This window comes from Robiginitalea sp. SC105, assembly GCF_014243345.1.
Taxonomy (GTDB): Bacteria; Bacteroidota; Bacteroidia; order Flavobacteriales; family Flavobacteriaceae; genus Robiginitalea.
This window is the reverse complement of the sequence record NZ_JACLZF010000001.1, coordinates 1,414,245-1,438,394: the sequence shown is the minus strand read 5'-3', so window position 1 is coordinate 1,438,394 and position 24,150 is coordinate 1,414,245. Positions and strand designations below refer to the sequence as shown.

Annotated in this window: 20 protein-coding genes and 2 riboswitches; of the genes, 2 read left to right on the top strand and 18 right to left on the bottom strand. The window is 58.4% G+C overall.

Annotated features, from left to right (window positions below; all coding sequences use genetic code 11):
- Nucleotides 1–309: 309 nt before the first annotated feature.
- On the top strand, nucleotides 310–1,227 hold the full coding sequence (gldA, locus tag H7F20_RS06340) for a gliding motility-associated ABC transporter ATP-binding subunit GldA (protein WP_185785267.1): 918 nt from the start codon (nucleotides 310–312) through the stop codon (nucleotides 1,225–1,227).
- 55 nt (nucleotides 1,228–1,282) lie between these two features.
- Here the strand turns inward: gldA and H7F20_RS06335 are convergent, their stop codons facing one another.
- The 4 genes from H7F20_RS06335 to H7F20_RS06320 form a co-directional block, all read right to left on the bottom strand.
- On the bottom strand, nucleotides 1,283–1,993 hold the full coding sequence (locus H7F20_RS06335) for an SIMPL domain-containing protein (protein WP_185785266.1): 711 nt from the start codon (nucleotides 1,991–1,993) through the stop codon (nucleotides 1,283–1,285).
- Nucleotides 1,994–2,107: 114 nt separating this feature from the next.
- Nucleotides 2,108–2,872, bottom strand: a complete 765-nt coding sequence (locus tag H7F20_RS06330; protein WP_185785265.1) for an SOS response-associated peptidase — start codon at nucleotides 2,870–2,872, stop codon at nucleotides 2,108–2,110.
- 63 nt (nucleotides 2,873–2,935) lie between these two features.
- Nucleotides 2,936–3,391: a DUF4174 domain-containing protein gene (locus tag H7F20_RS06325; protein WP_185785264.1), complete on the bottom strand. Its 456-nt coding sequence runs from the start codon at nucleotides 3,389–3,391 to the stop codon at nucleotides 2,936–2,938.
- 197 nt (nucleotides 3,392–3,588) lie between these two features.
- Nucleotides 3,589–4,287, bottom strand: a complete 699-nt coding sequence (locus H7F20_RS06320) for an SIMPL domain-containing protein (protein WP_185785263.1) — start codon at nucleotides 4,285–4,287, stop codon at nucleotides 3,589–3,591.
- A 276-nt stretch (nucleotides 4,288–4,563) separates the two neighbouring features.
- Here H7F20_RS06320 and H7F20_RS06315 point away from each other — a divergent pair, with 276 nt between their 5' ends.
- Nucleotides 4,564–5,058, top strand: coding sequence for a hypothetical protein (locus H7F20_RS06315; protein ID WP_185785262.1), 495 nt, complete (start codon nucleotides 4,564–4,566; stop codon nucleotides 5,056–5,058).
- An 84-nt stretch (nucleotides 5,059–5,142) separates the two neighbouring features.
- Here H7F20_RS06315 and H7F20_RS06310 read toward each other — a convergent pair whose 3' ends face one another.
- The 14 genes from H7F20_RS06310 to thrA all read right to left on the bottom strand — a co-directional run bounded on the left by H7F20_RS06310 (nucleotide 5,143) and on the right by thrA (nucleotide 23,837).
- Nucleotides 5,143–6,141, bottom strand: a complete 999-nt coding sequence (locus H7F20_RS06310; RefSeq protein WP_370588482.1) for a serine hydrolase domain-containing protein — start codon at nucleotides 6,139–6,141, stop codon at nucleotides 5,143–5,145.
- 98 nt (nucleotides 6,142–6,239) lie between these two features.
- On the bottom strand, nucleotides 6,240–7,007 hold the full coding sequence (locus H7F20_RS06305) for a head GIN domain-containing protein (RefSeq protein WP_185785261.1): 768 nt from the start codon (nucleotides 7,005–7,007) through the stop codon (nucleotides 6,240–6,242).
- Nucleotides 7,008–7,009: 2 nt separating this feature from the next.
- On the bottom strand, nucleotides 7,010–8,104 hold the full coding sequence (locus H7F20_RS06300; RefSeq protein WP_185785260.1) for an acyloxyacyl hydrolase: 1,095 nt from the start codon (nucleotides 8,102–8,104) through the stop codon (nucleotides 7,010–7,012).
- Nucleotides 8,105–8,152: 48 nt separating this feature from the next.
- Entirely contained in the window at nucleotides 8,153–9,103 is a 951-nt protein-coding gene (gene metF / locus H7F20_RS06295; protein WP_185785259.1) for a methylenetetrahydrofolate reductase [NAD(P)H], read from the bottom strand.
- Nucleotides 9,104–9,125: 22 nt separating this feature from the next.
- Nucleotides 9,126–11,825 (bottom strand): methionine synthase, encoded by a 2,700-nt coding sequence (metH, locus tag H7F20_RS06290; protein WP_185785258.1) that lies wholly within the window; start codon nucleotides 11,823–11,825, stop codon nucleotides 9,126–9,128.
- Nucleotides 11,825–12,853: a homocysteine S-methyltransferase family protein gene (locus H7F20_RS06285; protein WP_185785257.1), complete on the bottom strand. Its 1,029-nt coding sequence runs from the start codon at nucleotides 12,851–12,853 to the stop codon at nucleotides 11,825–11,827. The genes metH and H7F20_RS06285 overlap by 1 nt, the downstream gene beginning before the upstream one ends.
- Nucleotides 12,854–12,976: 123 nt before the next feature.
- Nucleotides 12,977–13,116, bottom strand: a riboswitch (SAM riboswitch).
- A gap of 165 nt (nucleotides 13,117–13,281) precedes the next feature.
- Nucleotides 13,282–14,343 (bottom strand): NAD(P)/FAD-dependent oxidoreductase, encoded by a 1,062-nt coding sequence (locus tag H7F20_RS06280; protein WP_185785256.1) that lies wholly within the window; start codon nucleotides 14,341–14,343, stop codon nucleotides 13,282–13,284.
- 1 nt (nucleotide 14,344) lies between these two features.
- Entirely contained in the window at nucleotides 14,345–14,932 is a 588-nt protein-coding gene (locus H7F20_RS06275; protein ID WP_185785255.1) for a bifunctional precorrin-2 dehydrogenase/sirohydrochlorin ferrochelatase, read from the bottom strand.
- Nucleotides 14,933–14,934: 2 nt separating this feature from the next.
- A complete protein-coding gene (cobA, locus tag H7F20_RS06270; protein WP_185785254.1) occupies nucleotides 14,935–15,750 on the bottom strand; it encodes a uroporphyrinogen-III C-methyltransferase in 816 nt (271 codons plus the stop codon).
- A complete protein-coding gene (locus tag H7F20_RS06265; protein ID WP_185785253.1) occupies nucleotides 15,740–17,833 on the bottom strand; it encodes a HEPN domain-containing protein in 2,094 nt (697 codons plus the stop codon). The genes cobA and H7F20_RS06265 overlap by 11 nt, the downstream gene beginning before the upstream one ends.
- Nucleotides 17,834–17,965: 132 nt before the next feature.
- A complete protein-coding gene (locus tag H7F20_RS06260; RefSeq protein WP_185785252.1) occupies nucleotides 17,966–18,589 on the bottom strand; it encodes a phosphoadenosine phosphosulfate reductase family protein in 624 nt (207 codons plus the stop codon).
- Nucleotides 18,590–18,795: 206 nt separating this feature from the next.
- On the bottom strand, nucleotides 18,796–19,203 hold the full coding sequence (locus tag H7F20_RS06255; protein WP_185785251.1) for an Rrf2 family transcriptional regulator: 408 nt from the start codon (nucleotides 19,201–19,203) through the stop codon (nucleotides 18,796–18,798).
- A gap of 35 nt (nucleotides 19,204–19,238) precedes the next feature.
- Nucleotides 19,239–20,414, bottom strand: a complete 1,176-nt coding sequence (locus tag H7F20_RS06250; protein ID WP_185785250.1) for a PLP-dependent aspartate aminotransferase family protein — start codon at nucleotides 20,412–20,414, stop codon at nucleotides 19,239–19,241.
- Nucleotides 20,415–20,432: 18 nt separating this feature from the next.
- Nucleotides 20,433–23,837, bottom strand: a complete 3,405-nt coding sequence (gene thrA, locus H7F20_RS06245) for a bifunctional aspartate kinase/homoserine dehydrogenase I (RefSeq protein ID WP_185785249.1) — start codon at nucleotides 23,835–23,837, stop codon at nucleotides 20,433–20,435.
- Between the two features lie 108 nt (nucleotides 23,838–23,945).
- Nucleotides 23,946–24,079: riboswitch (SAM riboswitch) on the bottom strand.
- Nucleotides 24,080–24,150: the final 71 nt, after the last annotated feature.

Below are 24,150 nucleotides of genomic sequence, written 5' to 3'. Positions count from 1 at the left end.
CGCACTCCCTTTAAAAAAGAAGAAGTAGTAAAACCCGTTCCAGAAATACGCTTTGGTCATCTCAAAAATATTGCGGCTAATGTAGCCATTAATTTTGAATGCCTGCCCGCACCCGGAAATTTTTGAAAAAAACAAACGAAATCCCCGGGATGTTGAAGATTATAAAACAATATCCGGATTTTACTGAGAATTTGTTATCCCCGCAGGGTCAGGGTTCCAGGGGCTTCGCCACGTCCGCTGCCGCCGGTCGGGACTGGTTTGATGCCCAACTCCGGGGGTTTGCGTATTTTTACCTCAAAAGAACCGCACATGTCAATCCGCGTATCGGGGGTATCCAAAAAATTCGGGTCACAGCTGGCCCTGGACGGGATCAGTTTCACTGTCAAGAAAGGCGAAGTAGTCGGCTTCCTCGGGCCCAACGGGGCCGGTAAATCCACACTGATGAAGATCCTGACCACCTACTATCGCGCAGATTCGGGTACCGCGGAGGTCAACGGTTTTGACGTGGCGCGGCAACCCCGGGAAGTGCAACGCAGCCTGGGGTACCTCCCGGAACACAATCCGCTTTACCTGGACCTGTATGTCCGGGAATACCTCGGGTTCTGCGCCTCGGTTTACGGCACGCCCCGGGAGCGGATCGGGGAAGTGGTGGAACAGACGGGCCTGGGCCCGGAAGCCGGCAAAAAAATCGGCCAGCTATCCAAGGGCTACCGGCAGCGGGTGGGCCTGGCCGCCGCCCTCCTGCACAACCCGGAAGTGCTCATCCTGGATGAGCCCACCACGGGCCTGGACCCGAACCAGCTGCTGGAAATCCGCAAGCTATTGCGGGAAATTTCAAGGGAAAAGACCATCCTGCTCTCCACCCACATCATGAAGGAGGTGGAGGCAGTTTGCGACCGGGTGCTCATCATCAACAAAGGGCAGCTGGTTGCGGATGCCTCCCTGAAGGAATTGCGGAAGGACGAGGCCCAGATAATCGAGGTGGAGTTCGATTACCGGGTAGAGGAAGTTTTGCTGGAGCGGTTGCCCCATGTAACCGCGGTGCGGAACACAGGGGGCTTTGTGTATGAGTTGCAGTTCAGCACGGACACCGATATGCGCCCGGCGGTTTTTGATTTTGCCCACGACAACGAGCTTAAGACGCTGCAGCTGGCCCGGAAGACGAAGAACCTGGAAAGCCTGTTTACCGAACTGACGTCCGGTGCAGGGCAGCCACTCAACAACTGAAGGTCACACCTCAACTTTTAACCCCCGACCCGTGGGCTCTGTCGGTTGCGTCCGATCAGTCGACCAATTGGAAATCGATGGTAGATACCACCCGCACCTTCTTGATCTGGGGGGTATTGGCATCCCGGTCGCTGATGGTGAAGAGGCCCTGGCGGGCCACTCGTATCTCCCCCACCTCGGAATCCGAGTCGCGGGCAAATTTGTCGGCCACCTCCCGGGCGTTTTTGGTCGCTTCTTCAATCATTTCCGGTTTGATTTCGTTTAGGCCCGTATAGATGTATTCCACCGGCTGCCATTCGTTCTTGGAGCCAAAGAGAATCCCCTCAGAAAGCAGGCCCAGGGATGCGTCCAGGGAACGCTGCAATTTTTCGATATCCGAGGTGCGCACCGTCAGTTCCGATTTGGCCAGGTAGCGGAACGCACTGTACTGAGCGTTGGAATTGTAGATATTTGCCTGCGCATCGCTGATATTGGCGCCCCCGCGGGTGACCTCGGACGCATCGAACCCCTGGTCCATAAAGAATTGATACACCTTCTGGTTCTGGGATTCTATCTCCCTGCGCAGCGTTTGCAGGTCATTGCCCGTGAGGACGATGTTGATGGGCCAGACGGCCAGGTCGGCGGGGACTTCCCGTTCCGAAAGCCCCTTTACGGAGACGTAGCGGTCAAATTTTTTGCCTCTCAGGAAGGTATCCCCGATAAAATAACCCGCCAGGGTGAGCCCCAGGGCAATGACCAGGGCCGGAATCAGATAGGAATGTTTCATGTGGATTTTGAATTGAAAAAAGCCTGAATGAATTTACGTTGCGGTAAACGGGGTCGGTTATTTGGTGAGAGCAACTCCCTGTTTTATATACGCGGCCGGCGCGGTTTCCGGATTTCACGGCTGGAGCTCCGGGTATTCCACGGGTGTTACCACCGTGGGCACGTTGCCCGGATAGGCCTTCCCCCGGAGTTTTCCCACCGTATAAGCTGTCAGGGCTGCTTCGGGGTAAGCATGGATGAGTTCCTGCAGCGCTTGCTGGTCCGGAAGGTCCTCACAGGGCCCAAGCCAGCGGTCTGCGAGCTCCTCCGGCAATATAAGTGGCATCCTGGGGCCTTCGAGTTTCGGGTTGTTGTGGATGCGGGCCATCATCGGGTTGCCCTCCGTAGTGACTATGGAGAAAGAAGTGAGGATCTCCCCCGTCTCCGGGTTGGCCCAGTCGCTGTAGAGGCCCGCCAGTATCAGGGGTTCCCCATCCATCCGGGAAATATAGTACGGGTAGGTGGCGCCTTTGTGGTGGTGGTGTTCAAAAAACCCGTCCACATAGATGAGGCAGCGGTTGCTGCGCGCGGCCAGCCGGAAGGAAGGCTTCTCAAAGATGGTTTCGCCCCGGGCGTTGAGGGTCTGGTTCCAGATTTTCTTTTGTTGGCCGGTATCGCGCACCCAGTGGGGGGTCAGTCCCCAGGTAGCCACGGAGGGGAAGTCCGGTTCTGTATTCGTGTAGATAAGCAGGCGCGGGTGGCTGAACCCGGAAGCGTGGAACAGGGGCAGGTCCGTGAAAGGCAGCAGCTTTTCACGGATTTCTTCTGCCGCTTCATCGTCCCCCCGCCTCAGGGCGCGTTTCAGCTGGGCTTCCAGGCTGGCGCGGATATCGTAGCACATAACTGTGTGTTCCGGGGGCACCCCCCAATTAAAATTAAGCTCGCCGGCTGCAGCCGAAAAGCATTACTTTCCCTTCTCCCCCATCTCCCGTTGCCGCATGGGCATGGAATCGATGAGCGCCCAGAGGCTCTCCGCCGGTACAAACTCCCGGGATTCCAGCTTAATGCCCCCGTCCAGCCCCAGCAGGACCAAGCGGAATCCATCAGACGGGTCCATTCGGGAAATAGCACCGGTTTGTTTCCCGGGTTTACGGTCCTGAGCCTTCACAGGGTCCAGTCCGGTGGCGTATCCGTCCGGGGTGACCGTAAGGACCACCCCCTTCCGCTCTTTCAGGGCTTTTGCAGCTCCTTGCATTTCTGCAAGCTGCCGGAGGAATACCGGGTCCTGCAGGTCCGGCGTCAAAAGCACCACCAGCCGGTTTTCCCATCGATAGTTCCGGAGGTCCTGGGCCTCCAGGGTGCCTGAAAACAATACCAGGACCAGGCAACAACCCACTGCCCGGGTGTATACTCGTTCCATTCTGTCAACTCCTGTTGATGGCATATCCCTGTTTTATTTCCCTGGTTTTCCGGGCCCCGGGTTTATTTGGGCCTCCGGGTTTTCTGGTTCCGGCTATCTCCTGGTCCGGGAATTTTCACACCCGGTTTCATGTCCCCAAAAGTTACGAAAATCCGGCCGGTTGGGTCGGCACAAAGCAAATGCCCCGAATCAGCCGCCTATTCCAGGATAAATTTGACCTGGACATTCACTTCCACCCGCGTTTTCTGGAAATCCGAATCGATGGGCTGGTAGGCTTCCGACTGGTCCATCGCGCTCATTTGCACCCCGGCAACCTTGCCCCGCAACATCGGGTAGACATTGTACCCGGAATCCGAGATATAAATAGCCTTGCCGAGTCCCTGCCCGATGGCCTCACTCATCAGCCGGCCCTGTTGGCGGGCTTTTCTCATTGCCCGGGCTTTTAATTCCATCTGCAGCGCCTCCATCCCGGAATACTCGGTCCGGTTCAGGGAGACATTGGCAATCCCAAGCTTCTCCAACTCAAATAGCACCCGGCCGGCCATTTGCGCATCGTAGACGACCAGCTCAAAGGACTTGTCCTTGTTGATCTCCTGTCCCCGGAGGAAGTACCTGCGAAAATCGCTTGAAAGGCCCGATACGGCCAGTTGTTTTTCGGTATCGATGCCGATGGCCCTGAGCCGGGCGGATAATTTTTGTTCGAGTTCCTCTACCGTGGTTCGCCCTTTTGTGTCCGCCTCCCGGATTACAATTCCCAGGTAAATACGGTCCGGGACCACCAGGGTATCCGCCGTAGCCGATGTTTCCAGATAGGGTTGGTCCAGGAAATTCTTGTCTTGTGCCCAGGCGCCTGCCGAAGCCATCAGCACCAGTGCGATCAGGATTTGTTTCTTCATGATGTTGTTTTTAAAAAAGATGTCACCTGTTACCTGCAGGGACCATGCCAAATGTATGCAGGAATCCTCAATCATCCCCTGCGGATGAGCCAAGAACCACGCTCGATGAGTCAACCCTTCATTTGTCCCCGTCACGAGGTCCGGATTTCGAATCAATTATCGGCGCATTGGTTGAGGGTATTCGCTGCTGCAGTTTTGGGAGTATCCGAAACGGCATGTCCATCTTCCTGATTTTTAAATTTTTGCTATCTTGGTTTTAACTTAAACATGAAAATCATGAAAAAAACAGGATTAGCTTTAATTGCCTTCCTATGCTTTGCCGGTGTGCAGGCGCAGGGAGTTTTTAAACTGGGTGTAGTTGCAGGCATCGCTTCACATGAGGAAGCGGTTTCGGACTTTTACGGTTTTGTCTTGGGGGCTGACGCATACTACATGTTCAATAAGGAAGATGCCCTCCTAAATCTTGGACCGACAGTGGGCATTCGCAATTTCTTTGGCGATGAAATTTCCCCTGGTATTGAAGCGGATGATGCCACCTTTCTGCCTATCGGGGCAGCCGCTCGGCTGACGATTCTCGGTATTTTGACCGGGGGTGCAGATGCCGGATATGCCCTTGGCCTGACCGATGGGCTGGATGGCGGGTTTTATTTCCGGCCGGTCGTGGGCCTGGACATCCTGGACATCCTCGAATTAAATGCCTCCTACGAGACCATTTTCAATAGCGATGTAAACTTTGGTAACATCAACATCGGCCTGTTGCTTGCCTTGTAACGGGCCCAACAATAAATGTATTATAAAGGGGGGCAAACTTGCCCTCCTTTTTTTTATGCCATTTCCCCGGGGTTTGGGACAAACTTATGGCGCAACCCGGCCGATCCCAGCATGTACGGCTTCCACCGCCGTATCCAGCATGGGCTGCAACCCGGGATCCGTGCAATTGATCAGTATGGCCACAACGAGTTCCCGCTCCGGATATACAAAGAAGTTGCTGTAGCCGCCCACGGCATTGCCGACATGCCCGTAGTATTCACGGCCCCCGGCATCCCTGCTGACCTGCCAGCCGAGGCCATACCAGGTAGGTTCCCCGGAAATTTCCCGGGAGGTGAGGAACTCCCTGGCAACCACCGGGTCCACCGCCTTCCTGTCAAGGTAGGCCTGTCCCAGCCGGCAGATGTCGTCTACCGTCGAGAGGTACCCTCCCCCGGCCAGCTTGTAGCGGTTATCCACGGGTATGGACGGCCGGAAACCACGGGCACCGCGGGTATAGGGACGGGCCTGCCCCCTGCGAAGCTGCCCGGGGAGTTCCATGCAGGTATCCTGCATGCCGAGGGGCTCCAGCACGTACCGGCGGACCAACTCGTGAAACGGTATGCCCAGGGCCCGCTCCATGGCCAGGGAAAGCAATACAAAGTCAAAACTGTTGTATAAAAACCCCTTCCCGGGCCGGAAAACCAAGGGGTCGTCCCTGAAAATTTCCAGGCTTTCCGCTATGGAAAAGGGCTTGTTCAGGGCGTATTCCTTTCCCCTGTACCCCCTCAGGCCGGCCGTATGGGCAGCCAGTTGTTCCAGATGGATGCCACGCTGGGGAAATTCGGGTACATAGTCCTCCAGGGGATCCTCCAACCGGAGTTTCCCCGCTTCCACCAGCCTGGCAAGGGCGGTTGCGGTAATCGGCTTGGAAACGCTGGCGATGCGGAAAAGGGTCCCCGGGGAGGCCGGGACCGGGTTTTCCAGGTCTGCGTACCCGTAAGCTGCCCGCAGGAGCGGGGTGCCTCTGTACTGTATCCGCACGGCCAGGCCCGGGACCTGCCCCCCATCGGCAAGGGCCTGCAACAAGGCAGCCGCCTCCGCCACCTGGGGTGCGATAATGGTTTCGGGCCCGGATTCCCAGACTCCGGACCTGGATCCCCGGCCGCCAAATAAATCCCGAAAATGCTTCCAGAAAACCACCCCTACTCCACAAAGATCAACCGGCCCCGGAAGGCTTCTTCCACCTCCACCGTATCCGGTCGGTTATAGCTCAGCACGTCTCCGTAGCCCCGGATCACCCCGTCGATACGGTTTATAGGCCGCACCAGGATTTCATTGCTGCCGCGGTGGTTCAGGGAGACGCGCAGGGCGTCCAGGTCCGGGGCCTCTACCCGCGAATCGCCGGCAGCGATGGTCACCTGCAGCAGGTCCGTACTACCCCTTAACCGGAAAAAAGCGATCCCGTTGGCAACGATCCGCAGTTGTCGGGTGGCGACCTCCAGGTCAAAAGCGCCATCGGTGGTGACCGTTTCAGGGTTGTTGAAGCTTTCCGAAACCAGCCTGAAATTGTCGAAGGCCAGAACCCCCTCGCTCCGGATGGGCCAGCCGGTGCTGCTGCGCAGGACCCCCAGGTCCGGGGTGGTTACATAGAAAGTCGTAAGGCCGTATTCCCGGTACAGGTTGCACCCGTTTTCGTCCCGCAATTCCAGCGTCCCGTCCGTCACGGTGGCTGAAACATCGGACCTCAGGTTTTTCCCGGTTTCCAGCAGGACCTGCTGCTCCGTCCCCTGGCGCAGGACCAGTTGTACGTTCTCGAAGACGGTGATATCCGTGAAAGCCGGCACCGCAAGCTCTTCCCGCACTACTTCCCCGGCTGCCTGCAGGCAGTCGGGTCCCTTTTCCCCGCAACCGGCAATAAAAACCGCAAGGAGCATCAGGAGGGCAAACGGGGCTGTGGGTTGTGTCTTCATACCTAGAGTCGTATTCCGATTGCAAATTCGAGGGCTTCGGCCTTGGCGCCGTGCGATTTGAGGCTCAGGGCGCCGAACCACTTCGGTCCAAAATACCGTTTTATCCCCACCCGGTTATAGGTACGGCCTTCAAAATCGAAGGGATAGTACACGTAATACCCCAATTGGGTGATCACGCTGAGCTTGTTGATGAATAATTCGTGTCCCAGGAAAACGCCCGCCCGTTTGTAGTCCGTATCCGGGGAAACGTCCAGTTCCGGGAAGGAGGTGGCCTGGAAGCGGATCAGTTCTTTCAGGAAATTGGAATAATAGAGGTCCGTACCCAGTTGCAGCGCACTCAGCCGGCCCAGCCTTTTGTCTGCATAGGCCGAAAAGATGTAGAAGGGATACTGCCCGGACCCGATCACATCGCTTTCGTTGATTCCGGAGCGAAACACCAGGTTGAAACGGACGGGTTCCGAGATAGGCTCCGAAGGCGGCGACTCAAAGGGGCGGTCTTCGGCATCCAGTTCGTAGAGGAGGCCCGCGGTCAGGCCCAATGTATTCGTGGAGGTATTGGGCGCCCTGAAGTTCGCATTGGAGTAATGCACCAGGGTCAGGCCGGCCCGCAGGCCCAAACGCCCCCAGATCCGCTGCCGGTAGTACTGCAGCATGAGGTAGGTGGAACTGAGCAGGTGGCTGCCATAGGCGTTGTTCCTGAAGTTTTCCCTGGCATCGTACGGGTTGGTGTTAAAGGCGATCCCCTGCCCGATGCGCATTTGAAGGTTCCTCCGGAAAAAATAGAAATTATAATGGGCATAGAGCCCGAAGTTTTCCCCCAGCGTTTCGTTGCGCATGTCCTGATACACAAAGGAAATGCCCGTATCCGGATAATTGTAAGCGGCCTGCCAGGCCTCCGAACCAAACGTTTTCGTGTTCCAGCCCAGGATGAGGCCGGAGGGATGGGAACGGATCAGGTGGGAGATATCCGTGTTGTGCAGCAGCACGGAGCCATAGAAGGCATTCAGGTCCAGGTTGCGGACCGGTTTGTCCGACTGGGCGGACGCCGGTGCCAGGAACAGGAAGGCTGCAATCAAGAACAGGGTTGGATGCCTCATGCGCTCCAAAGGTAGGTTTTTTGGGCTATTGGCGGCAGGGGCGCCTGTCTAAAAAACCGCCCGGGCAATCGCCTCGATATTGTCCGATTTCCCCATGGAATAGTAGTGCAACACGGGTACCCCGGCCTCCCGGAGTTCTTTGGATTGCTCAATGGCCCATTCGATGCCCACCTGGCGGACCGCCTTGTTGTCCTTGCAGGCCTCCACGGCCTCGATCAGGGTTTCCGGCAATTCGGTGCGGAATACCTGGGGTAGCAATTGCAGGTGCCGCTTCACAGCAATGGGCTTGATCCCCGGGATAATGGGCACGGTAATCCCCATTTCCCTCGCCAGGGCGACGAATTCAAAATACTTCCGGTTGTCGAAAAACATCTGGGTAACGATATAGTCGGCCCCCAGGTCCACCTTGTGCTTGAGCCATTTGATGTCGGTGCGGAGGGACGGGGATTCCAGGTGCTTTTCCGGATACCCCGCCACCCCGATGCAGAAATCCGGGCAATTGTCCGTCTCCACGACATCGTGCAGGTACTGCCCCCGGTTGAGGTGCTCGATCTGCCGGACGAGTTCGGAGGCATAGGGATGGCCCCCCTGGGTGGGCTCAAAGTACTTCTGTTCCTTCATGGCATCCCCCCTCAGCGCCATGACGTTGTCAATACCCAGGTAGTGGCAGTCCACCAGCAGGTATTCGGTCTCCTCCTTGGTAAAACCGCCGCAAAGCACATGGGGGATGGTGTCCACATCGTACTTGTGCTTGATGGAGGCACAGATTCCCAGCGTCCCGGGCCGCATGCGGGTTACCTGCTTTTCGAAGAGTCCGTCCCGGTCGATGTACACGTACTCCTCCCTGGAGGTCGTCACGTCGATAAACGGCGGCTTGAATTCCATCAGCGGGTCGATATTGCGGTAGAGCTCCTCGATCTTGCGGCCCTTCAGGGGCGGGATGACTTCGAAGGAAAAAAGGGTTTCCCTGGCGTTTGCAATATGTTCGGTAACTTTCATATACAGTTTCTGTTCGGTCGGTTTATCGGACGAGGGCCGTTACCTCGGCCAGGTTGGGCTGCAGCCATTTTTCGGCAACTTCCAGAGGGATTCCCTTGCGCTCTGCGTAGTCTTCGAGCTGGTCACGGGCAATCTTCCCCAACCCGAAGTACCTGGCTTCCGGGTGGGCGAAATAATAGCCGCTGACGCTCGCTGCCGGCCACATGGCCAGGCTTTCCGTCAGGCGGACGCCGATGGCATTCTCCACATCGAGTACCTCCCAGATGGTTTCCTTCTCCAGGTGGTCCGGGCAGGCGGGGTATCCCGGAGCGGGACGGATCCCCTTGTACGCTTCCCGGATCAGGGCGGCGTTGTCCAGGGTCTCCCCCGGCGCATATCCCCAGTGCAGTACGCGCACCTCCCGGTGGAGGTATTCGGCGGCGGCTTCCGCCAGGCGGTCGGCCAGGGCTTTGACCAGGATGCTGTTGTAATCGTCCAGACGGTCCTGGTACCCCTGGGCAAGCTCCTGGGTGCCCAGGCCGGCAGTCACGCAGAAACACCCCATATAATCCTGGATCCCCGAGGCTGCGGGGGCGATATAATCCGAAAGCGCCCGGTTGGGCACACCGGCTTTTTTTAGCGATTGCTGGCGGAGGGTGCGGAACACATAGGGATGGTTGTCCGTCCCTGTAATTTCGATATCGTCCCGTCCGGTGGACGCGGCAGGGAACAGCCCGAAAACGGCTTTGGCCGTAAGGGATTTATCCCGGATGATCTTGCGCAGCATCTTCCTGGCATCCCCGTACAGGCCAGAGGCCTGCTGCCCCACCACCGGGTCCTCCAGGATGTCGGGGAATTTCCCGTGCAGGTCCCAGGACCGGAAAAACGGGGACCAGTCGATGAAGGGCTCGAGCTTCCTCAGGTCAATGGTATCCAGCACCTGGATTCCCAGCCTGCGGGGTATTTTGATCGTTTCCGGCCCGAAATCCAGGACCAGCCGGTTGGCACGCGCCGCCTCCAGCGACAGGTACTCCCTGGCCTTCCCGCGCTGCAGGAATTTTTCCCGGAACGATTCGTAGTCGAGCTTGATGGCCTTTTTATAGTTGTCCGAATGCCGTTCCTGCAACAGATCCCCCACCACGGTTACCGCCCGGCTGGCATCGTTGACGTGTACCACCGAGGCGCTGTACTGGGGGTCGATCTTCACAGCCGTATGCGCCTTGCTGGTGGTGGCCCCGCCAATGAGGAGGGGAACCTGGAAGCCCTGACGTTCCATTTCCTTGGCCAGGAACACCATTTCGTCCAGGGAGGGGGTGATCAGGCCGCTCAGCCCGATGATGTCCACCTGCTCCTCCCGGGCCCTTTCGATGATGCGCTCCGGCGGGACCATCACCCCGAGGTCGATGATTTCGTAGTTGTTGCAGGCGAGTACCACGCTGACGATATTTTTGCCGATATCGTGTACGTCCCCCTTGACCGTGGCCATCAGCACCTTCCCGGCAGCCCGGTTGCTCCCCGGCTCGGCCGCCCTTGCCTCCTCGATAAACGGGGTCAGGTAGGCCACGGCCTTTTTCATGACCCGTGCCGACTTGACCACCTGGGGCAGGAACATCTTGCCACTGCCGAAGAGATCCCCGACCACGTTCATCCCGGTCATCAAATGGCCTTCGATGACTTCGATGGGCCGTCCGGCTGCCTGCCGTGCCTCTTCCACGTCCTCCTCGATAAACTGGTCAATCCCCTTGACCAGGGCCCGGGTGATCCGCTCCTGCAGGGGGGCTTCCCGCCAGCTTAAATCCGTTTTCCGCTCTTTCTGCGTACCCTGAACGGTTTCTGCGTATTCCAGCAATCGCTCGGTGGCATCGTCCCGCCGGTCGAGCAGCACATCCTCCACATGGTCCAGCAATTCCTTCGGGATATCGTCGTAGACTTCCAGGAGGGTCGGGTTGACGATCCCCATGTTCATCCCGGCGCGGATTGCGTGGTAGAGGAAGGCCGAGTGCATGGCCTCCCGCACCGGGGTGTTTCCCCGGAAACTGAAGGATACGTTGCTCACGCCCCCACTGACGCTGCAATGGGGCAGGTGCTCCCGGACCCAGCTTGTGGCTTCGATGAAATCCAGCGCATTGCGGCGGTGTTCTTCCATACCCGTGGCCACCGGGAAGATATTCAGGTCAAAGATGATGTCCTCCGGGGGGAAGCCCGCCTTTTCGGTCAGCAGGCGGTAGGAGCGTTCGGCAATCTCGATGCGGCGCTGGTAATTGTCGGCCTGCCCGGTCTCATCAAAGGCCATCACGATGACCGCAGCGCCGTACAGGCGGATCTTGCGGGCCTGCTCCAGGAAAACGGCCTCCCCTTCCTTCAGGCTGATAGAATTGACCACGCATTTGCCCTGCACCACCTGCAGCCCGGCCTCGATGATCTCCCATTTCGAACTGTCGATCATCACCGGCACCCGGGCGATATCGGGTTCTGCCAGCATCAGGTTCAGGAAGCTGACCATGGCGGTCTTCCCGTCGATCAACCCGTCGTCCATGTTTACATCGATGATCTGGGCACCCCCCTCCACCTGGTCGCGTGCAACCTCCAGGGCCTCCTCAAAATTGCCTTCCTTGATCAGGCGGAGGAACTTCCGGGAACCGGCCACGTTGGTCCGCTCCCCCACGTTGACGAAGTTGCTCTCCGGGGTGACCACCAGGGGTTCCAGCCCGGCCAGTTTCAGATATCGCGGGGTCCTTTCCATCAGCGGGTGGCTATTTTAGGGGCCGCCGCCGTCCAATCCGGGACGGGCCTGGGTGGGTAGTCTTTGACAAGGTCTGCCAGGGCCCGGATATGTTCCGGGGTGGTCCCGCAACACCCGCCGACGATATTGACCAGTCCCTTTTCCAGGTATTCCCGGATCTGTGCGGCCATCTGCTGCGGGTCCTGGTCGTATTCCCCGAAGGCGTTGGGCAAACCAGCATTAGGGTGTGCGGACACCCCGACCTCTGCGCGGGCAGCCAGTACCTCCAGGTGGGGGACCAGCTGGGAGGCGCCCAGGGCACAGTTCAGACCGATGGTCAGCATGGGGATGTGGGATACGGAAATCAGGAAGGCCTCGGCCGTCTGCCCCGAAAGCGTCCGCCCCGAGGCATCGGTAATGGTGCCACTCACCATCACCGGGGTATCGAGCTGCCGCTCGGCCCGGACCTCCTCGATGGCAAAGAGGGCGGCCTTCGCATTCAGCGTATCAAAAACGGTCTCCACCAACAAAAGGTCCACCCCCCCGTCGAGCAACCCGATTACCTGTTCCCGGTAGGCGATCCGCAACTCGTCAAAACTGATGGCTCGGTAGCCCGGGTCATTCACATCCGGGGACATGCTTGCCGTCTTGTTGGTGGGGCCGATGCTCCCGGCCACAAAACGGGGCTTTTCCGGGTTCCTGGCGGTGGCGGCATCCGCTTCTTCCCGCGCAATGCGAGCAGCGGCTTCGTTGATTTCATGCACATAGTCCTGCAGGCCGTAATCCGCCATGCCCACCGAAGTGGCCGAAAAGGTATTCGTCTCCAGGATATCCGCCCCGGCTTCCAGGTAGGCGCGGTGCACCTCGGCCAGGGCCGCGGGCTGCGTCAGGGAAAGCAGGTCGTTGTTCCCCTGCAGGGGCTGCGGCCAGTCCCGGAAACGCTCGCCCCGGTAATCCGCTTCGGAAAAGCGGTACCGCTGCAACATGGTCCCCATGGCGCCGTCCAGCACCAGGATGCGTTTTTCCAGCAAGTCTTTGAGCTCAGGCATTTCAGGTTGTTTCAACGTTTCGGCTTTGGTTTTACGGTTCATGGCAGTCGGCGGTCCCCGGGCATACCGGGCCGGGAAATCGGCATCGAGAAAGGAAAGGTAACAATAGCCCTGAAGGCTGGTTGGTTATCTGTCCTGGCAGTGCACCGCGCCCTATACAGGGCCGGTTGCCGGATAGAATGTAGCACCTTCTTTGCCCGTTAAAAGGGAAAGGGTTGCTAAGGTTTCACTGGGTCTAATCCCTCCACCTTTCTTGATAACTTGCAGGCTGGCAATGAACTGGTGCAAAGTAACGGCAAGGCAGCCTCAAAAGCAAACAATCCCATTCCTTTTTTACGGGCAAAAAAAGGTCCGGAACCCACAAAAAAAAGGCCCGGAACCCGCTAAAAAGAAGCGAATCCCGGGCCCGGCCAACCAAGCCTTGCGTTTCAGGCTATCGCCTTGATGACTTCTTTTTTGGCTTCCTTTTTGCTCCCGTCAAACCCGGTGACCCCTCCCACGGTAGTGTACTTCATCACATAGCGTTTGCCCGGGTTGATCAGCTGGTAGGCGCTCTGGCACATTACGGCAGCTTCGTGGAACCCGGACAGGATCAGTTTGAGCTTCCCGGGATAGGTGTTTACATCCCCAATGGCATATACCCCGGGGATATTCGTCTGGTAGTCATAGGCATTGTTTACCCGGATGGCATTGCGCTCAATTTCCAGGCCCCAGTCCCCGATGGGACCCAGTTTGGGGGACAGGCCAAAGAGGGGGATAAAATGGTCGGCCTCCACATAGACCTCCCCGCGGTCTTCCTGGTTGTAGGACACCACCACCGCTTCCAGGTGGGCATCCCCATAGATGCGGGAAACCTGCGCTTCCGTGTAGAGGCGGATCTTGCCGGCAGCGGCCAGGGCCGAAGCCTTTTCCACCGAATCCAGGGCACCGCGGAATTCATTGCGCCGGTGTACCAGGCTCACCTCGGCGGCGACATCGGCCAGGTAGATGGACCAGTCCAGGGCGGAATCACCCCCGCCGGCTATCACCACCTTCTTGCCGCGGAACTCCTCCGGGTCGCGCACGAAATAATTGACCCCCCTGTCCTCGAAATCCTCCAGGTTGTCGATCTGGGGTTTCCGGGGCTCAAAGGACCCCAGTCCCCCCGCGATGACCACCACGGGTGCTTTGTGTCGGACGCCCTTGTTGGTGGTGACCACAAACTGCCCGTCCTCCTGCTTTTCCAGGGTCTCGGCCCGCTGCCCGAGGGTAAAGCCCGGGTTGAACGGCCGGATCTGCTCCATGAGCCGATCCACCAGGTCGCCCGCCAGTATTTCGGGATAGGCCGGGATATCGTAGATGGGCTTTTTCGGGTAGATCTCGGCACATTGCCCGCCCGGTTGCGGCAATGCATCGATCAGGTGGCACTTCATCTGGAGCAGTCCGGCTTCAAATACGGTAAAGAGGCCGGTGGGCCCGGCGCCAATTATCAGGATATCGGTTTGTATCATCTTAGATTTTTGTCTTTTGGGCCACCAGTTTCCGGGTGGCTTTGTTCATTTCGTTCACTTTTTCCTCAAAATCGCCCCGGAGGGTTTTCCGGTAGGCATTCAGGTATTCCACCATCCGGCTGATATCTTCCGGGAGCACGGCTTCGAAAAATTGCCGCAGCCTCTTGGCGGTGGTGGGAGACTGCCCATTGGTGCTGATAGCAATTTTGACATGTCCCTTGGTCACGATGCCCCCCATGTAGAAATCGCACAGGGGCGGGTTGTCGGCCACATTTACCAGGATATGGCGTTGGCGGCAGTCATGGAATATTTTTTCATTGACTTCGGGTTTGTCCGTGGTGGCGATCACCAGGTGTTTCTCCTGCAGGTAACCCGGGTGGTATTCCCCCAGGATGGTTGTCGCCCCGAATTCGGCAGCCAGTTCCAGGGTGCCTTCCCGGAAGAAAGGCGCTACCAGGGTTACCCGCGCATCCGGGCTGGATTTGGTCAGGAAAAAGAGTTTTTCCTCGGCCACATTGCCGCCCCCGACAATCAGGATATCCAGGGTCCTGCACTTCAGGAATATGGGATAGAGGTTGTTGCGATCCATGTTTATATGATTTTCGTGGGGTGGGTAAAGACGGTTCCGGCTCCGGCGGTCTCAGTTGCGGTGGCAACCCCTTCCAGCCCCGATACCGTTTGCCGGGTACGTTCGCGGTGCCTCACGGTTTCCCCGATGACAATTACCGCCGGGTTCGACAGGCCTTCCCGGGCCACCAGGTCCACGATGCTATCCACCGTTCCCACGCACATCCGCTCCCGGGAGGTGGTGCCCTCCTGAATCACGGCAACGGGGGTATCCCCTTTGCCGCTGGCCTGGAAAAGGCGGGTAATTTCAGCCAGTTTGGACATGCCCATCAAGATCACCACCGTGGCAGATGATTGGGCTGCCAGGGCCACATCCTTGCTCAGTGCATGCTCCCGGGTCGTCCCCGTGATCACCCAGAAGCCCTCGGCAACCCCCCGGAGGGTAACCGGGATATGCTGGGACGCCGGGACCGACAGGCCCGATGAAATACCCGGGACCACGGCCACCTCCAGGCCATGGGCGGCGGCATGGGCCATTTCCTCTGCACCCCGCCCGAAGACAAAAGGGTCGCCGCCTTTGAGGCGGACCACGTGTTTCCCCTGTTGTCCCCTGGCGACGATCAGGTCGTTGATCTGCGGCTGGCGGAATGACACGCAGCCTTTCCGCTTGCCGACGAAGATGCATTCGGCCCGGGGGGCATGGGCGAGCAGCTCGGTGGATACCAGGGCATCGTAGAGGACCACATCGGCCTGCTCAAGGACCCTGAGGGCTTTGAGGGTGATGAGTTCCGGGTCCCCCGGGCCCGCTCCGATAACCGTTAATTTTCCTTCAGGATACATGGCTCAATTCTTTTTGGCGGAAAGCGGCTGCCTGTGAGATGAAGGCCCGGGCCTGCTCCAGGTACTCCCTGGCAAAATCCGCGTCAGGTGCCTGCTGGTTCATCCGCAGGACGGCTTCCCGGAACGACCCGGGCCCGAAGCCGCGGCCACTGGCCACATAATGGGTATCAAAATCCTCCAGGATGGACGCGTGGGTGTTGACGGAGACCTCCTCCGAAGTCAGCAGCGCCTTGGCCGCATGGATCTGGGCACTGTAGGCAAAGTAGACGGATGCTGCCCATTTGCCGGATGCCAGGGCTTCCCGGGCATCTGCAATTTTTTCCTCCGCATCCAGCAACAGCGTCGCGACCAGGTCGATAACGACCCCTGCGCATTCCCCGATGCCAATGGCTTTTTCGTACTTCTCCTGGTTCCCCCAGTCGATGAAGTCCTCCGGCTGTAAATCGGTGATGTCCGACAGGGGTTTCAGCATCTCGTAGAAATAGGCCTGTCCCTGCCCCTGGTAATAGGCATCATAGGACTGGCCGCCGCCATTCCGGAGGTAGTCGTCCAAAATCAGGCGCAGCGCCTGTGGGCCCCGTTTGGAAGGGATCTTGATCACCTTGTCCGCAAACAGGCCGTTTCCGCCCCCCTTGTTCCCGCCGCCCAACAATACCTGCAGGGCCGGGGCCACCCGCTTGTCCCGGGTGCGGATGGACATGCCCTGGAAACCAATATGGGCCATGGTGTGCTGGCCGCAGGCGTTCATACAGCCGCTGATCTTGATCACCACATCCGGGTTGTGGATGAAATCCGGGTATTCCACGGAGATCAGGCGTTCCAGTTCGCTGGCAATCCCGGTACTGCTGGCAATCCCCAGGTTACAGGTATCCGTGCCGGGGCAGGCCGTGATATCGGCGGCCGTATTATAACCTGGCGCCGCCAGTCCAATCTTCCGGAGCTCCTGGTAGAAATTAGGCAACCATTCCTCCCTCACAAAGGGGATCAGGATGTTCTGGCGCAGGCTCAGCCGCAGTTCGGAAGCTGCGTAGGTCTCGATGAGGCCGGCTAGTTGGCGGGCCTGGTCACTGGTGAAATTCCCTAGGAATACCCTCAGGCCCACGGCTGCATACCCCGGCTGTTTCTGGGCAAGGGTATTCGTCCGTTTCCAGGCCTGGTAGGCCGCCTGGTCTTCCAGCTCCACGGGGGCCGGTGCCTGGCTGGCAGGTTCCGGCTCGGGGTAATCCGATACATCGATAGGCAATTCCCGTATGGGAAGCCCCGGGGTTTCCTCCTCGAGCAGCTCCCGGAACCGGTCCAGGCCAATATCTTTCAGGAGGAACTTCATGCGGGCCTTGGCCCGGCTCTTTCGTTCCCCGTAGCGGTCAAAGACGCGGATGACGCGTTCCATCAGGGGAATGACCTGCTCCTGGGGGAGGAATTCGTACAGGACGTCCGCGTGCCGCGGCTGTGCCCCCAGGCCCCCGCCAACGAGCACCTTGAAGCCCCGCACCCCGATTTGTTCCCTGGCGATGAACCCCAGGTCGTGCATATAGGACAGGCCGGTGTCTGCCTCGGTTGCCGAGAAGCTCACCTTGAATTTCCGTCCCATTTCCTGACCGATGGGGTTGCGCAGGAAGTATTCGAATAGCGCCTGGGCATAGGGGGAAACATCGAAGGGCTCCTCCGGGTCGATCCCTGCTGTCTCACTGGCGGTCACATTGCGGACCGTGTTGCCGCAGGCCTCCCGTAGGGTTACCTGGTCTCTTTCGAGTTCGGCCCAGAGTTCCGGGGTGCGCTCCAGGTCCACATAGTGGATCTGAATATCCTGGCGGGTGGTGATGTGCAGCGTCCCGGTGGAATATTCATCGGAGACCGAGGCAATCCGCCTCAATTGGTGGGAGGTGACTTTCCCGTAGGGCAGTTTGATCCGTATCATCTGCACGCCGGGCTGCCGCTGGCCGTAAACCCCCCGCGCCAGACGCAGGCTGCGGAATTTTTCTTCGTTCAGCTCGCCTTCCCTGAACGCCCGAATCTTCTTTTCCAATTCGATGATGTCCTTCTCAACAACCGGGTTTTCTATTTCAGTGCGAAAGCTTTTCATATTCTGTTTATCCTATCGATTTAATAGTTTTATAAAACTGCCTGGGCGCTGGCCTTTAGCTGTTCCGGCAGGGGTGGGCCGCTCCCGTGGGGGCGGTCTTTTCCTTCCGGTTGACCCTTCATTTCCCGCCCGTCAGGTGTGCAGGCCGCATTCGCGGTTCTCCAGCACCTTGGTCGGGTCAAAATAGGTGTGTTCGTTGGGGAGGCCCCGGTTTTCCAGATAGGCGTCCAGTTGCGTATCGTCCCAGTAATAAAAGGGGCTTACCTTTAAAACGCCATCCCGGCTGAGGCTGAGGATATCCAGCGTGTCGCGGTGGGCGGTTTGCCCCTTCCGCAGGTTTGTAAACCATACATCCGGCTTGTGCTCGGACATGGCACGACGGAAGGGCTCGAGTTTCACCTGTTCGGTAAAGAGTTCATGGCGGGGGTCCTCAATATCCGGGATCCCCATGATGGCATCCCGGTGGGCGGCCGTCTGTTTGGGCACGTACAGCCGGATATCCAGCTGCAACCTTACAATAAGCTCCTCGGCATGCCGGTAGGTCTGGGGGGTATTGTAACCCGTGTCGCACCAGATCACCGGTACCCGGCGGTCGATATCTGTCACTGCATGGAGGATGGCGACCTCATAGGGTCGGAAATTCGTGGTAAGCACCGGCCGTTTGGCACGGTCCAGGGCCCAGGAAATGATCTCTTCCGGGGGGATCCCTTTTAACTGGTGGTTCAGATGCCTGATCTGTGATTCGGAGATAACCATATCTTTTAATCTATATACTTACTAGGGTAATGAATTCCAAAACTACATTTCTTTTTTATTCCACAACGTTAAAAAGCGCTAAAATGTATAATATTCCTATCGTTTTAATAGATTAATAAAAAAAAGCCGTTGAATTTGCAAACTTTTCAATGAGGTATCTATAACCGGGCGGGGTTGTGTCCCGTTTGGGTCAGGCAGGCGCCGGCTCAGACAAAGTCCGCCAGGGTGTGGTTGCGGTATACGGCCAGGGCACTGTCGCGGACCATCAGCATGAGTTTGTGGACGGAGCAGGCCGCCTCGTCCGGGCAATCTTCGCAGGGCTCATAGAAATTGAGGCTCACGCAGGGGACCATCGCAATCGGGCCTTCCAGTACGCGCATGACGCTGGTCATCCGTATCTCGGAGGGGTCCTTGATCAGGTAGTAGCCGCCGCCCTTCCCCTTCTTGGAACCCAGGAACCCATTCTTGCGCAGGGTCAGCAGGATACTTTCCAGGAATTTCTGGGAAATATTCTCATGCCGGGCGATCTCGGCAATCTGAACGGGTTCCCGGTCCTTCTGGGCTGCCAGGTAGGTCAGTGCCTTCAACCCGTATTTTGTTTTCTTGGATAGCATAGTAGCAAGATAGGTAAAATAGGGCTACTTCCCCCCTATTTCAAGGCATCCAGTGCCTGTTTCAGGTCCGCGCAGATATCGTCCGGGTGTTCCAGTCCCACGGAGATCCTGACCATGCCGTCCGTAATGCCCGATTCCATCCGCTCTTCCGGGCTCAGCTTGCTGTGGGTGGTGGACGCCGGATGGGTGACAATACTTCGGGTATCCCCCAGGTTGGCCGAGAGGGACAACAGGCGGATCCCGTCAAAGAAGTTCCGCCCCCCCGCTACCCCGCCCTGGACTTCAAAGGCGACCACGCACCCGCCGGCTTTCATCTGCTTGCGCGCCAGGTCGTATTGCGGGTGGGAAGGCAGGAACGGATACTTGACCCAGTTGACCCTGGGATGGCCGGAGAGGAATTCCGCCACCTTCAGGGCATTCTCGCAATGCCGGTCTACCCGGACAGCCAGGGTCTCCATGCTCTTGGAGAGGAGCCAGGCGTTGAAGGGCGACAGGGCCGGGCCGGTAATGCGGGAGAACCGGTAGACCCGGTCGATGAGCTCCCTGCTGCCAACCGTGATCCCGGCCAGTACGCGGCCCTGACCGTCCATCAGTTTGGTGCCTGAATGAATGACCAGATCGGCCCCGAAACGGATGGGTTGCTGCAGGTAGGGCGTGGCAAAACAGTTGTCGATGACCAGGAGCAGGTTGTGTTTGCGGGCGATCCGTCCCAGGGCCTCCAGGTCCAGCACATCCACCCCGGGGTTGGTCGGGGACTCGGCGTAGAGCAACCGGGTATTCGGCCGGATCAGGCCTTCGATGGCATCCAGGTCGTCGAAGCGGAAATAGGAGTGGCTGATATCCCATTTGGGGAAGATCTGCGTAAACAGCGTATGGGTAGACCCGAAGACCGAGCGGGAAGACACCACGTGGTCACCGCTGTCGAGCAGGGCCGCCATGGTGGAAAAGACGGCCGCCATACCGGAGGCAAAGGCAAAGCCGTCTTCCGCCCCCTCCATCTTGCAGACCTTTTCGATCCACTCGGAGGTATTCGGGTTCGCATACCGGGAATAGATGGTGCGGTCCTTCTCCTCGGCAAAGGATGCCCGCATGTCCTCCGCATCCTCGAAAACAAAACTCGAACTCAGGTAAAGGGGTGCGGAATGCTCCAGGAACTCCGTCCGGTTGATCTGTGTGCGGATAGCGTCGGTTTCCGGTTTGTGTTTCTTCATGGCAAACAGTTATTCTGGTTAAACGGCATATCCTTTTTCGGCTATGCGCAAAATATCGCCGAATACCCCCCGGGCGGTAACGGCTGCTCCGGCACCGGCCCCCTGGATGACCAGTGGCCGCTTCCCGTAGGATTCGGTATAAATCTCAATCAGGGAGTCCGCATCCCGCACCTGCCCCAGCGGGCTGTCCCCGGGTACGGAAACCAGCTTGACCTCCAGGATCCCCTTGTCCTGCTGCAGATCCCCTGACAGTTCCCCCACGTAACGGAGGACGTGGCCGGGCTGCTGCTTGTCCCGGATGGCATTGAACCGGGCGTCCAGGTCCCCCAGGGATCCCAGGAAGTTTTCCCTGCTTACGCCCCGCATTTCCTCCGGTATCAGGTTTTCGATGGCGATGTCCCCGAACTCGTTCTGCAGGTCGAGTTCCCGGGCCAGGATGAGGAGCTTGCGCCCCACGTCATTACCGGATAGGTCTTCCCGGGGGTCGGGCTCCGTAAACCCTTTTTGCACGGCGTCCCGCACACATTGGGAAAATGCGGTTTCCCCCCTGGAGAAGGTGTTAAAGATATAGCTGAGGGAACCGGAGAAAACCCCTCGGATCCGGGTGATGTTCTCCCCCGAGAGGTGCAGCAGCGCTATGGTGTCGATCAGCGGCAGGCCGGCCCCGACATTGGTCTCATAAAGGTATTGTTTCTGGTATTCCGCCAGTTCCTCGCGGAGCAGGCGGTAGTAGTTGTAGCCCAGGGTATTCGCAATCTTATTCGAGGAAACCAGGTCAAAACCGTTCTCGACAAAGTCGAAATACCGGGCCACGAATGCCTCGCTGGCCGTATTGTCCACGGCAATCAGGTTTTCCAGGTGGTGCGCCCGGGCATAATCGAACAGGGCGGAGAGCTCATAGCCGTCGTCGGCTTCATCCATGCGGGATTTCCAGTCATCTGAAATACCCGTCCTGTCGAGCAGCAGCCGGCGGGAGTTGGCCACCGCAAAGATGTTCAGGTGAATGCCTTTTCGGGCCTCGATCTTGGCAGCCGAGTCCAGCAGCTGGTCCATCAGCGTGCTGCCTACGGTACCGATCCCGAAAATGGCCAGGTTGATCTTCTTGCTGATGCCGAAGATCTGCCCGTGGATGACGTTCAGCGCCTTGAGCATATCTGCCTTGCGCACCACCAGGCTTACGTTTTTCCCGGTAACCGTGTTGTTGAACAACAGGGGGACTACCTGGTTGCGGATCAGGGCGTTATAGGGTTTGTGGAAGGTGCTCAGGTCCTGCCCGACGATGGAGATGACCGAAACATCGGAGGTAATGTGGATCCGGGTGATGTCCTGCCGGCGGAAATCCTCCTCGAATTCCGCTTCCAGGGCAAGGCGGGCGCGCTGTGCCGCTTCCGCCTTCACCACCAGGCCGATGCCGCGCTCGGAGGAGCCCTGGGAAATGATCCCCACACTGATACCGCTCTGCCCGAGCGCCCGGAAAATCCGGGCATCCACCCCGACCTTCCCGAGCAATCCACGGCCCTCGAGGTGGATCAGCGCCTCGTGCTCGATGACGGAAAGGGAACGGATCCCCTCGCGACTGGAACTGGCACTGATCAGCGTCCCCTCCCCGTCATTGTCAAAGGTATTCAGGATACGCAGGGGGATGTTTTTCTCCAGCAGCGGTATGATGGTCTTGGCGTGCAGGATGGTCGCCCCGAAATTTGCCAGTTCATTGGCCTCGGCGTAGGAGAGCTGCGCTATGCGCTGGGCTTCCGGGACAAGTTCCGGGTTGGCGGTGAATATCCCGTTTACATGGGTGTAATTCTGCAACTCCCCTGCGTTGAGGTAGTTGGCCAGGAGGGAAGCCGTGTAGTTGCTGCCGTTCCGGCCCAGAGTGGTGGTCTCCCCAAGCGCGTTGGAGGCGATAAAGCCGGTCACCACCGCCACCGTGTCCGCGGGGAGTGCGGAAAAGTAACGGATGGTATTCTCACGGGAAACCTCGTCGAGCACCTGGGCATTGCCAAACCCGGAATCCGTACGGATCAGGTCCCGGGCATCCACCAGCTCCGCCTTCACCCCCCGCCCGATCAGCAGTTTGGTAACCAGGCGGGCCGAAATCAGCTCCCCGAAGGCCAGTACCTGGTCCCTGATCTTGGGGCTGTAATCCCCCAGCAGGCGCACCCCTTCCAGCAACCTGGCAAGCGCATCGAAGGAATCCCCCAGGCTGACATTGGAAAAGGTATGCCGCTGGTATTTCTCAAAACGGTCAAAGGCCTCCTTGTAGTCCTTGCCATCCGAAGCGAGCTGCAGGAGCGCCTCCAGCTGGTCCGTGGCCTTTTCCCGGGCCGAGAGCACCACGGCCAGGCGTTCCCCCCCGGCATACCGGCCCGAAATGATATCGAGAACGCGGCTGATGCCCTCCCCGTTGGCCAGGGACTTGCCCCCGAATTTAAGCACCTTAAGGGGTTTGGCCCGGTTCCCGCCAAAGACGTCCCGCAGCAGTTCCTCCATCTGGCCGAATTCGATCAGGAAGGCGTCATGCCCATGGACCGAATGGATTTCCCCATAGGTGACGTTCGTGTTTACCTGGGCGAGTTGCTTATAGGTTTCCTTGTTTTCGGCTGCCGTAAAAAACAGGTCGGAATCCACGCCGATGATATGGATATGGGTGCCGCTCTGCTGCAGCTGGCGGAAGGCTTCCTCCCCCCGGCGGGTGATGTCTATGGTTTTCAGCAGCTGGTTGGTCAGCTTGTAGGCTGCCAGTTGGAAACGCTCCTGCAGCTTCTTGCCGTGGTGGAGCAGCCAGCTCTCCACGTTGAACAGTCGTGAGGCCTGGTCCGTGCTCCTTTGGAAGCGCTGCTTGAAAGACTCCGGGGTGCGGTAGCACAGCATGGCGTGCATGCGTGCGTCGTGCACGGGCTGGGAGGAATTCACCAGGAATTGCTCCTGAATCTGGCAATTTGCGATCAGCCAGTCCGTGGATTTCCAGTCGGATGCCACCGGGATGAGGTGCCTGGCCAGGTCGGGCCGTAGCGCAGCCATCTCCCAGGCAATCCCGCCCCCCAGGGACCCGCCGATCAGCGCAAAAAGCTCGTGTATCTGCAGGTATTCCAGCCCCATCAGGAAAATCCTGGCAATGTCGCCGGCAATAAAATCCTTGTAGTTTTCGATCAGGAACCCGTCGTAGCCGTTGCCCGGCACATTGAAACAAAGCACGGTAAAGGTATCCGTGTCAATACATTTCCCGGGGCCCACCAGGGAGGTCCACCAGCCATCGGGGCCGGCCACGTTGGAATTTCCGGTGAGGGCGTGGTTTACCAGGACGACGGGGGCGCTGTGGAGCGGCCTGCCGAACAGCTGGTAGGACAGCTCAATGGCCTGTGATACCCCGCTTTCGGTGGTATAGGCGCTCAGTTGTATATGTTGCAGTTGCGATGCTTCCATGGTTTCAGTTCAGGACCTGGCCGTTTTCGCATCCCGGGGGGACACGATCGGCGGCGGGCCGAGGTTATAGGTTGCGTTAAAAAGAAGTGGAAGCGGGGCATCGCCCGGTTGTTATCTGCCCCGTCCCGCTGCAGCCTGTCGGCTCCGGACGGGTCCGGGTTAGAATGTAGCACCTTCTTCGGCAGGGCGAAGGGTTGCCAAGGCTTCAATGGGTCTAGTCCCTCCACCTTTCTTGATAACGGGTCAGTATGTACGTGAACGTCAGGGCAAATATAGGGATGCCGCGCTGGAAATCCCCAACATGTGCCCGAAT

What these genes read in the sequence shown, in the direction of transcription:
- gldA (WP_185785267.1), top strand. Translation starts at nt 310, where the DNA reads ATGTCAATCCGCGTATCGGGGGTATCCAAAAAATTCGGGTCACAGCTG.
- H7F20_RS06335 (WP_185785266.1), bottom strand. Translation starts at nt 1,993, where the DNA reads ATGAAACATTCCTATCTGATTCCGGCCCTGGTCATTGCCCTGGGGCTC.
- H7F20_RS06330 (WP_185785265.1), bottom strand. Translation starts at nt 2,872, where the DNA reads ATGTGCTACGATATCCGCGCCAGCCTGGAAGCCCAGCTGAAACGCGCC.
- H7F20_RS06325 (WP_185785264.1), bottom strand. Translation starts at nt 3,391, where the DNA reads ATGGAACGAGTATACACCCGGGCAGTGGGTTGTTGCCTGGTCCTGGTA.
- H7F20_RS06320 (WP_185785263.1), bottom strand. Translation starts at nt 4,287, where the DNA reads ATGAAGAAACAAATCCTGATCGCACTGGTGCTGATGGCTTCGGCAGGC.
- H7F20_RS06315 (WP_185785262.1), top strand. Translation starts at nt 4,564, where the DNA reads ATGAAAAAAACAGGATTAGCTTTAATTGCCTTCCTATGCTTTGCCGGT.
- H7F20_RS06305 (WP_185785261.1), bottom strand. Translation starts at nt 7,007, where the DNA reads ATGAAGACACAACCCACAGCCCCGTTTGCCCTCCTGATGCTCCTTGCG.
- H7F20_RS06300 (WP_185785260.1), bottom strand. Translation starts at nt 8,104, where the DNA reads ATGAGGCATCCAACCCTGTTCTTGATTGCAGCCTTCCTGTTCCTGGCA.
- metF (WP_185785259.1), bottom strand. Translation starts at nt 9,103, where the DNA reads ATGAAAGTTACCGAACATATTGCAAACGCCAGGGAAACCCTTTTTTCC.
- metH (WP_185785258.1), bottom strand. Translation starts at nt 11,825, where the DNA reads ATGGAAAGGACCCCGCGATATCTGAAACTGGCCGGGCTGGAACCCCTG.
- H7F20_RS06285 (WP_185785257.1), bottom strand. Translation starts at nt 12,853, where the DNA reads ATGCCTGAGCTCAAAGACTTGCTGGAAAAACGCATCCTGGTGCTGGAC.
- H7F20_RS06280 (WP_185785256.1), bottom strand. Translation starts at nt 14,343, where the DNA reads ATGATACAAACCGATATCCTGATAATTGGCGCCGGGCCCACCGGCCTC.
- H7F20_RS06275 (WP_185785255.1), bottom strand. Translation starts at nt 14,932, where the DNA reads ATGGATCGCAACAACCTCTATCCCATATTCCTGAAGTGCAGGACCCTG.
- cobA (WP_185785254.1), bottom strand. Translation starts at nt 15,750, where the DNA reads ATGTATCCTGAAGGAAAATTAACGGTTATCGGAGCGGGCCCGGGGGAC.
- H7F20_RS06265 (WP_185785253.1), bottom strand. Translation starts at nt 17,833, where the DNA reads ATGAAAAGCTTTCGCACTGAAATAGAAAACCCGGTTGTTGAGAAGGAC.
- H7F20_RS06260 (WP_185785252.1), bottom strand. Translation starts at nt 18,589, where the DNA reads ATGGTTATCTCCGAATCACAGATCAGGCATCTGAACCACCAGTTAAAA.
- H7F20_RS06255 (WP_185785251.1), bottom strand. Translation starts at nt 19,203, where the DNA reads ATGCTATCCAAGAAAACAAAATACGGGTTGAAGGCACTGACCTACCTG.
- H7F20_RS06250 (WP_185785250.1), bottom strand. Translation starts at nt 20,414, where the DNA reads ATGAAGAAACACAAACCGGAAACCGACGCTATCCGCACACAGATCAAC.
- thrA (WP_185785249.1), bottom strand. Translation starts at nt 23,837, where the DNA reads ATGGAAGCATCGCAACTGCAACATATACAACTGAGCGCCTATACCACC.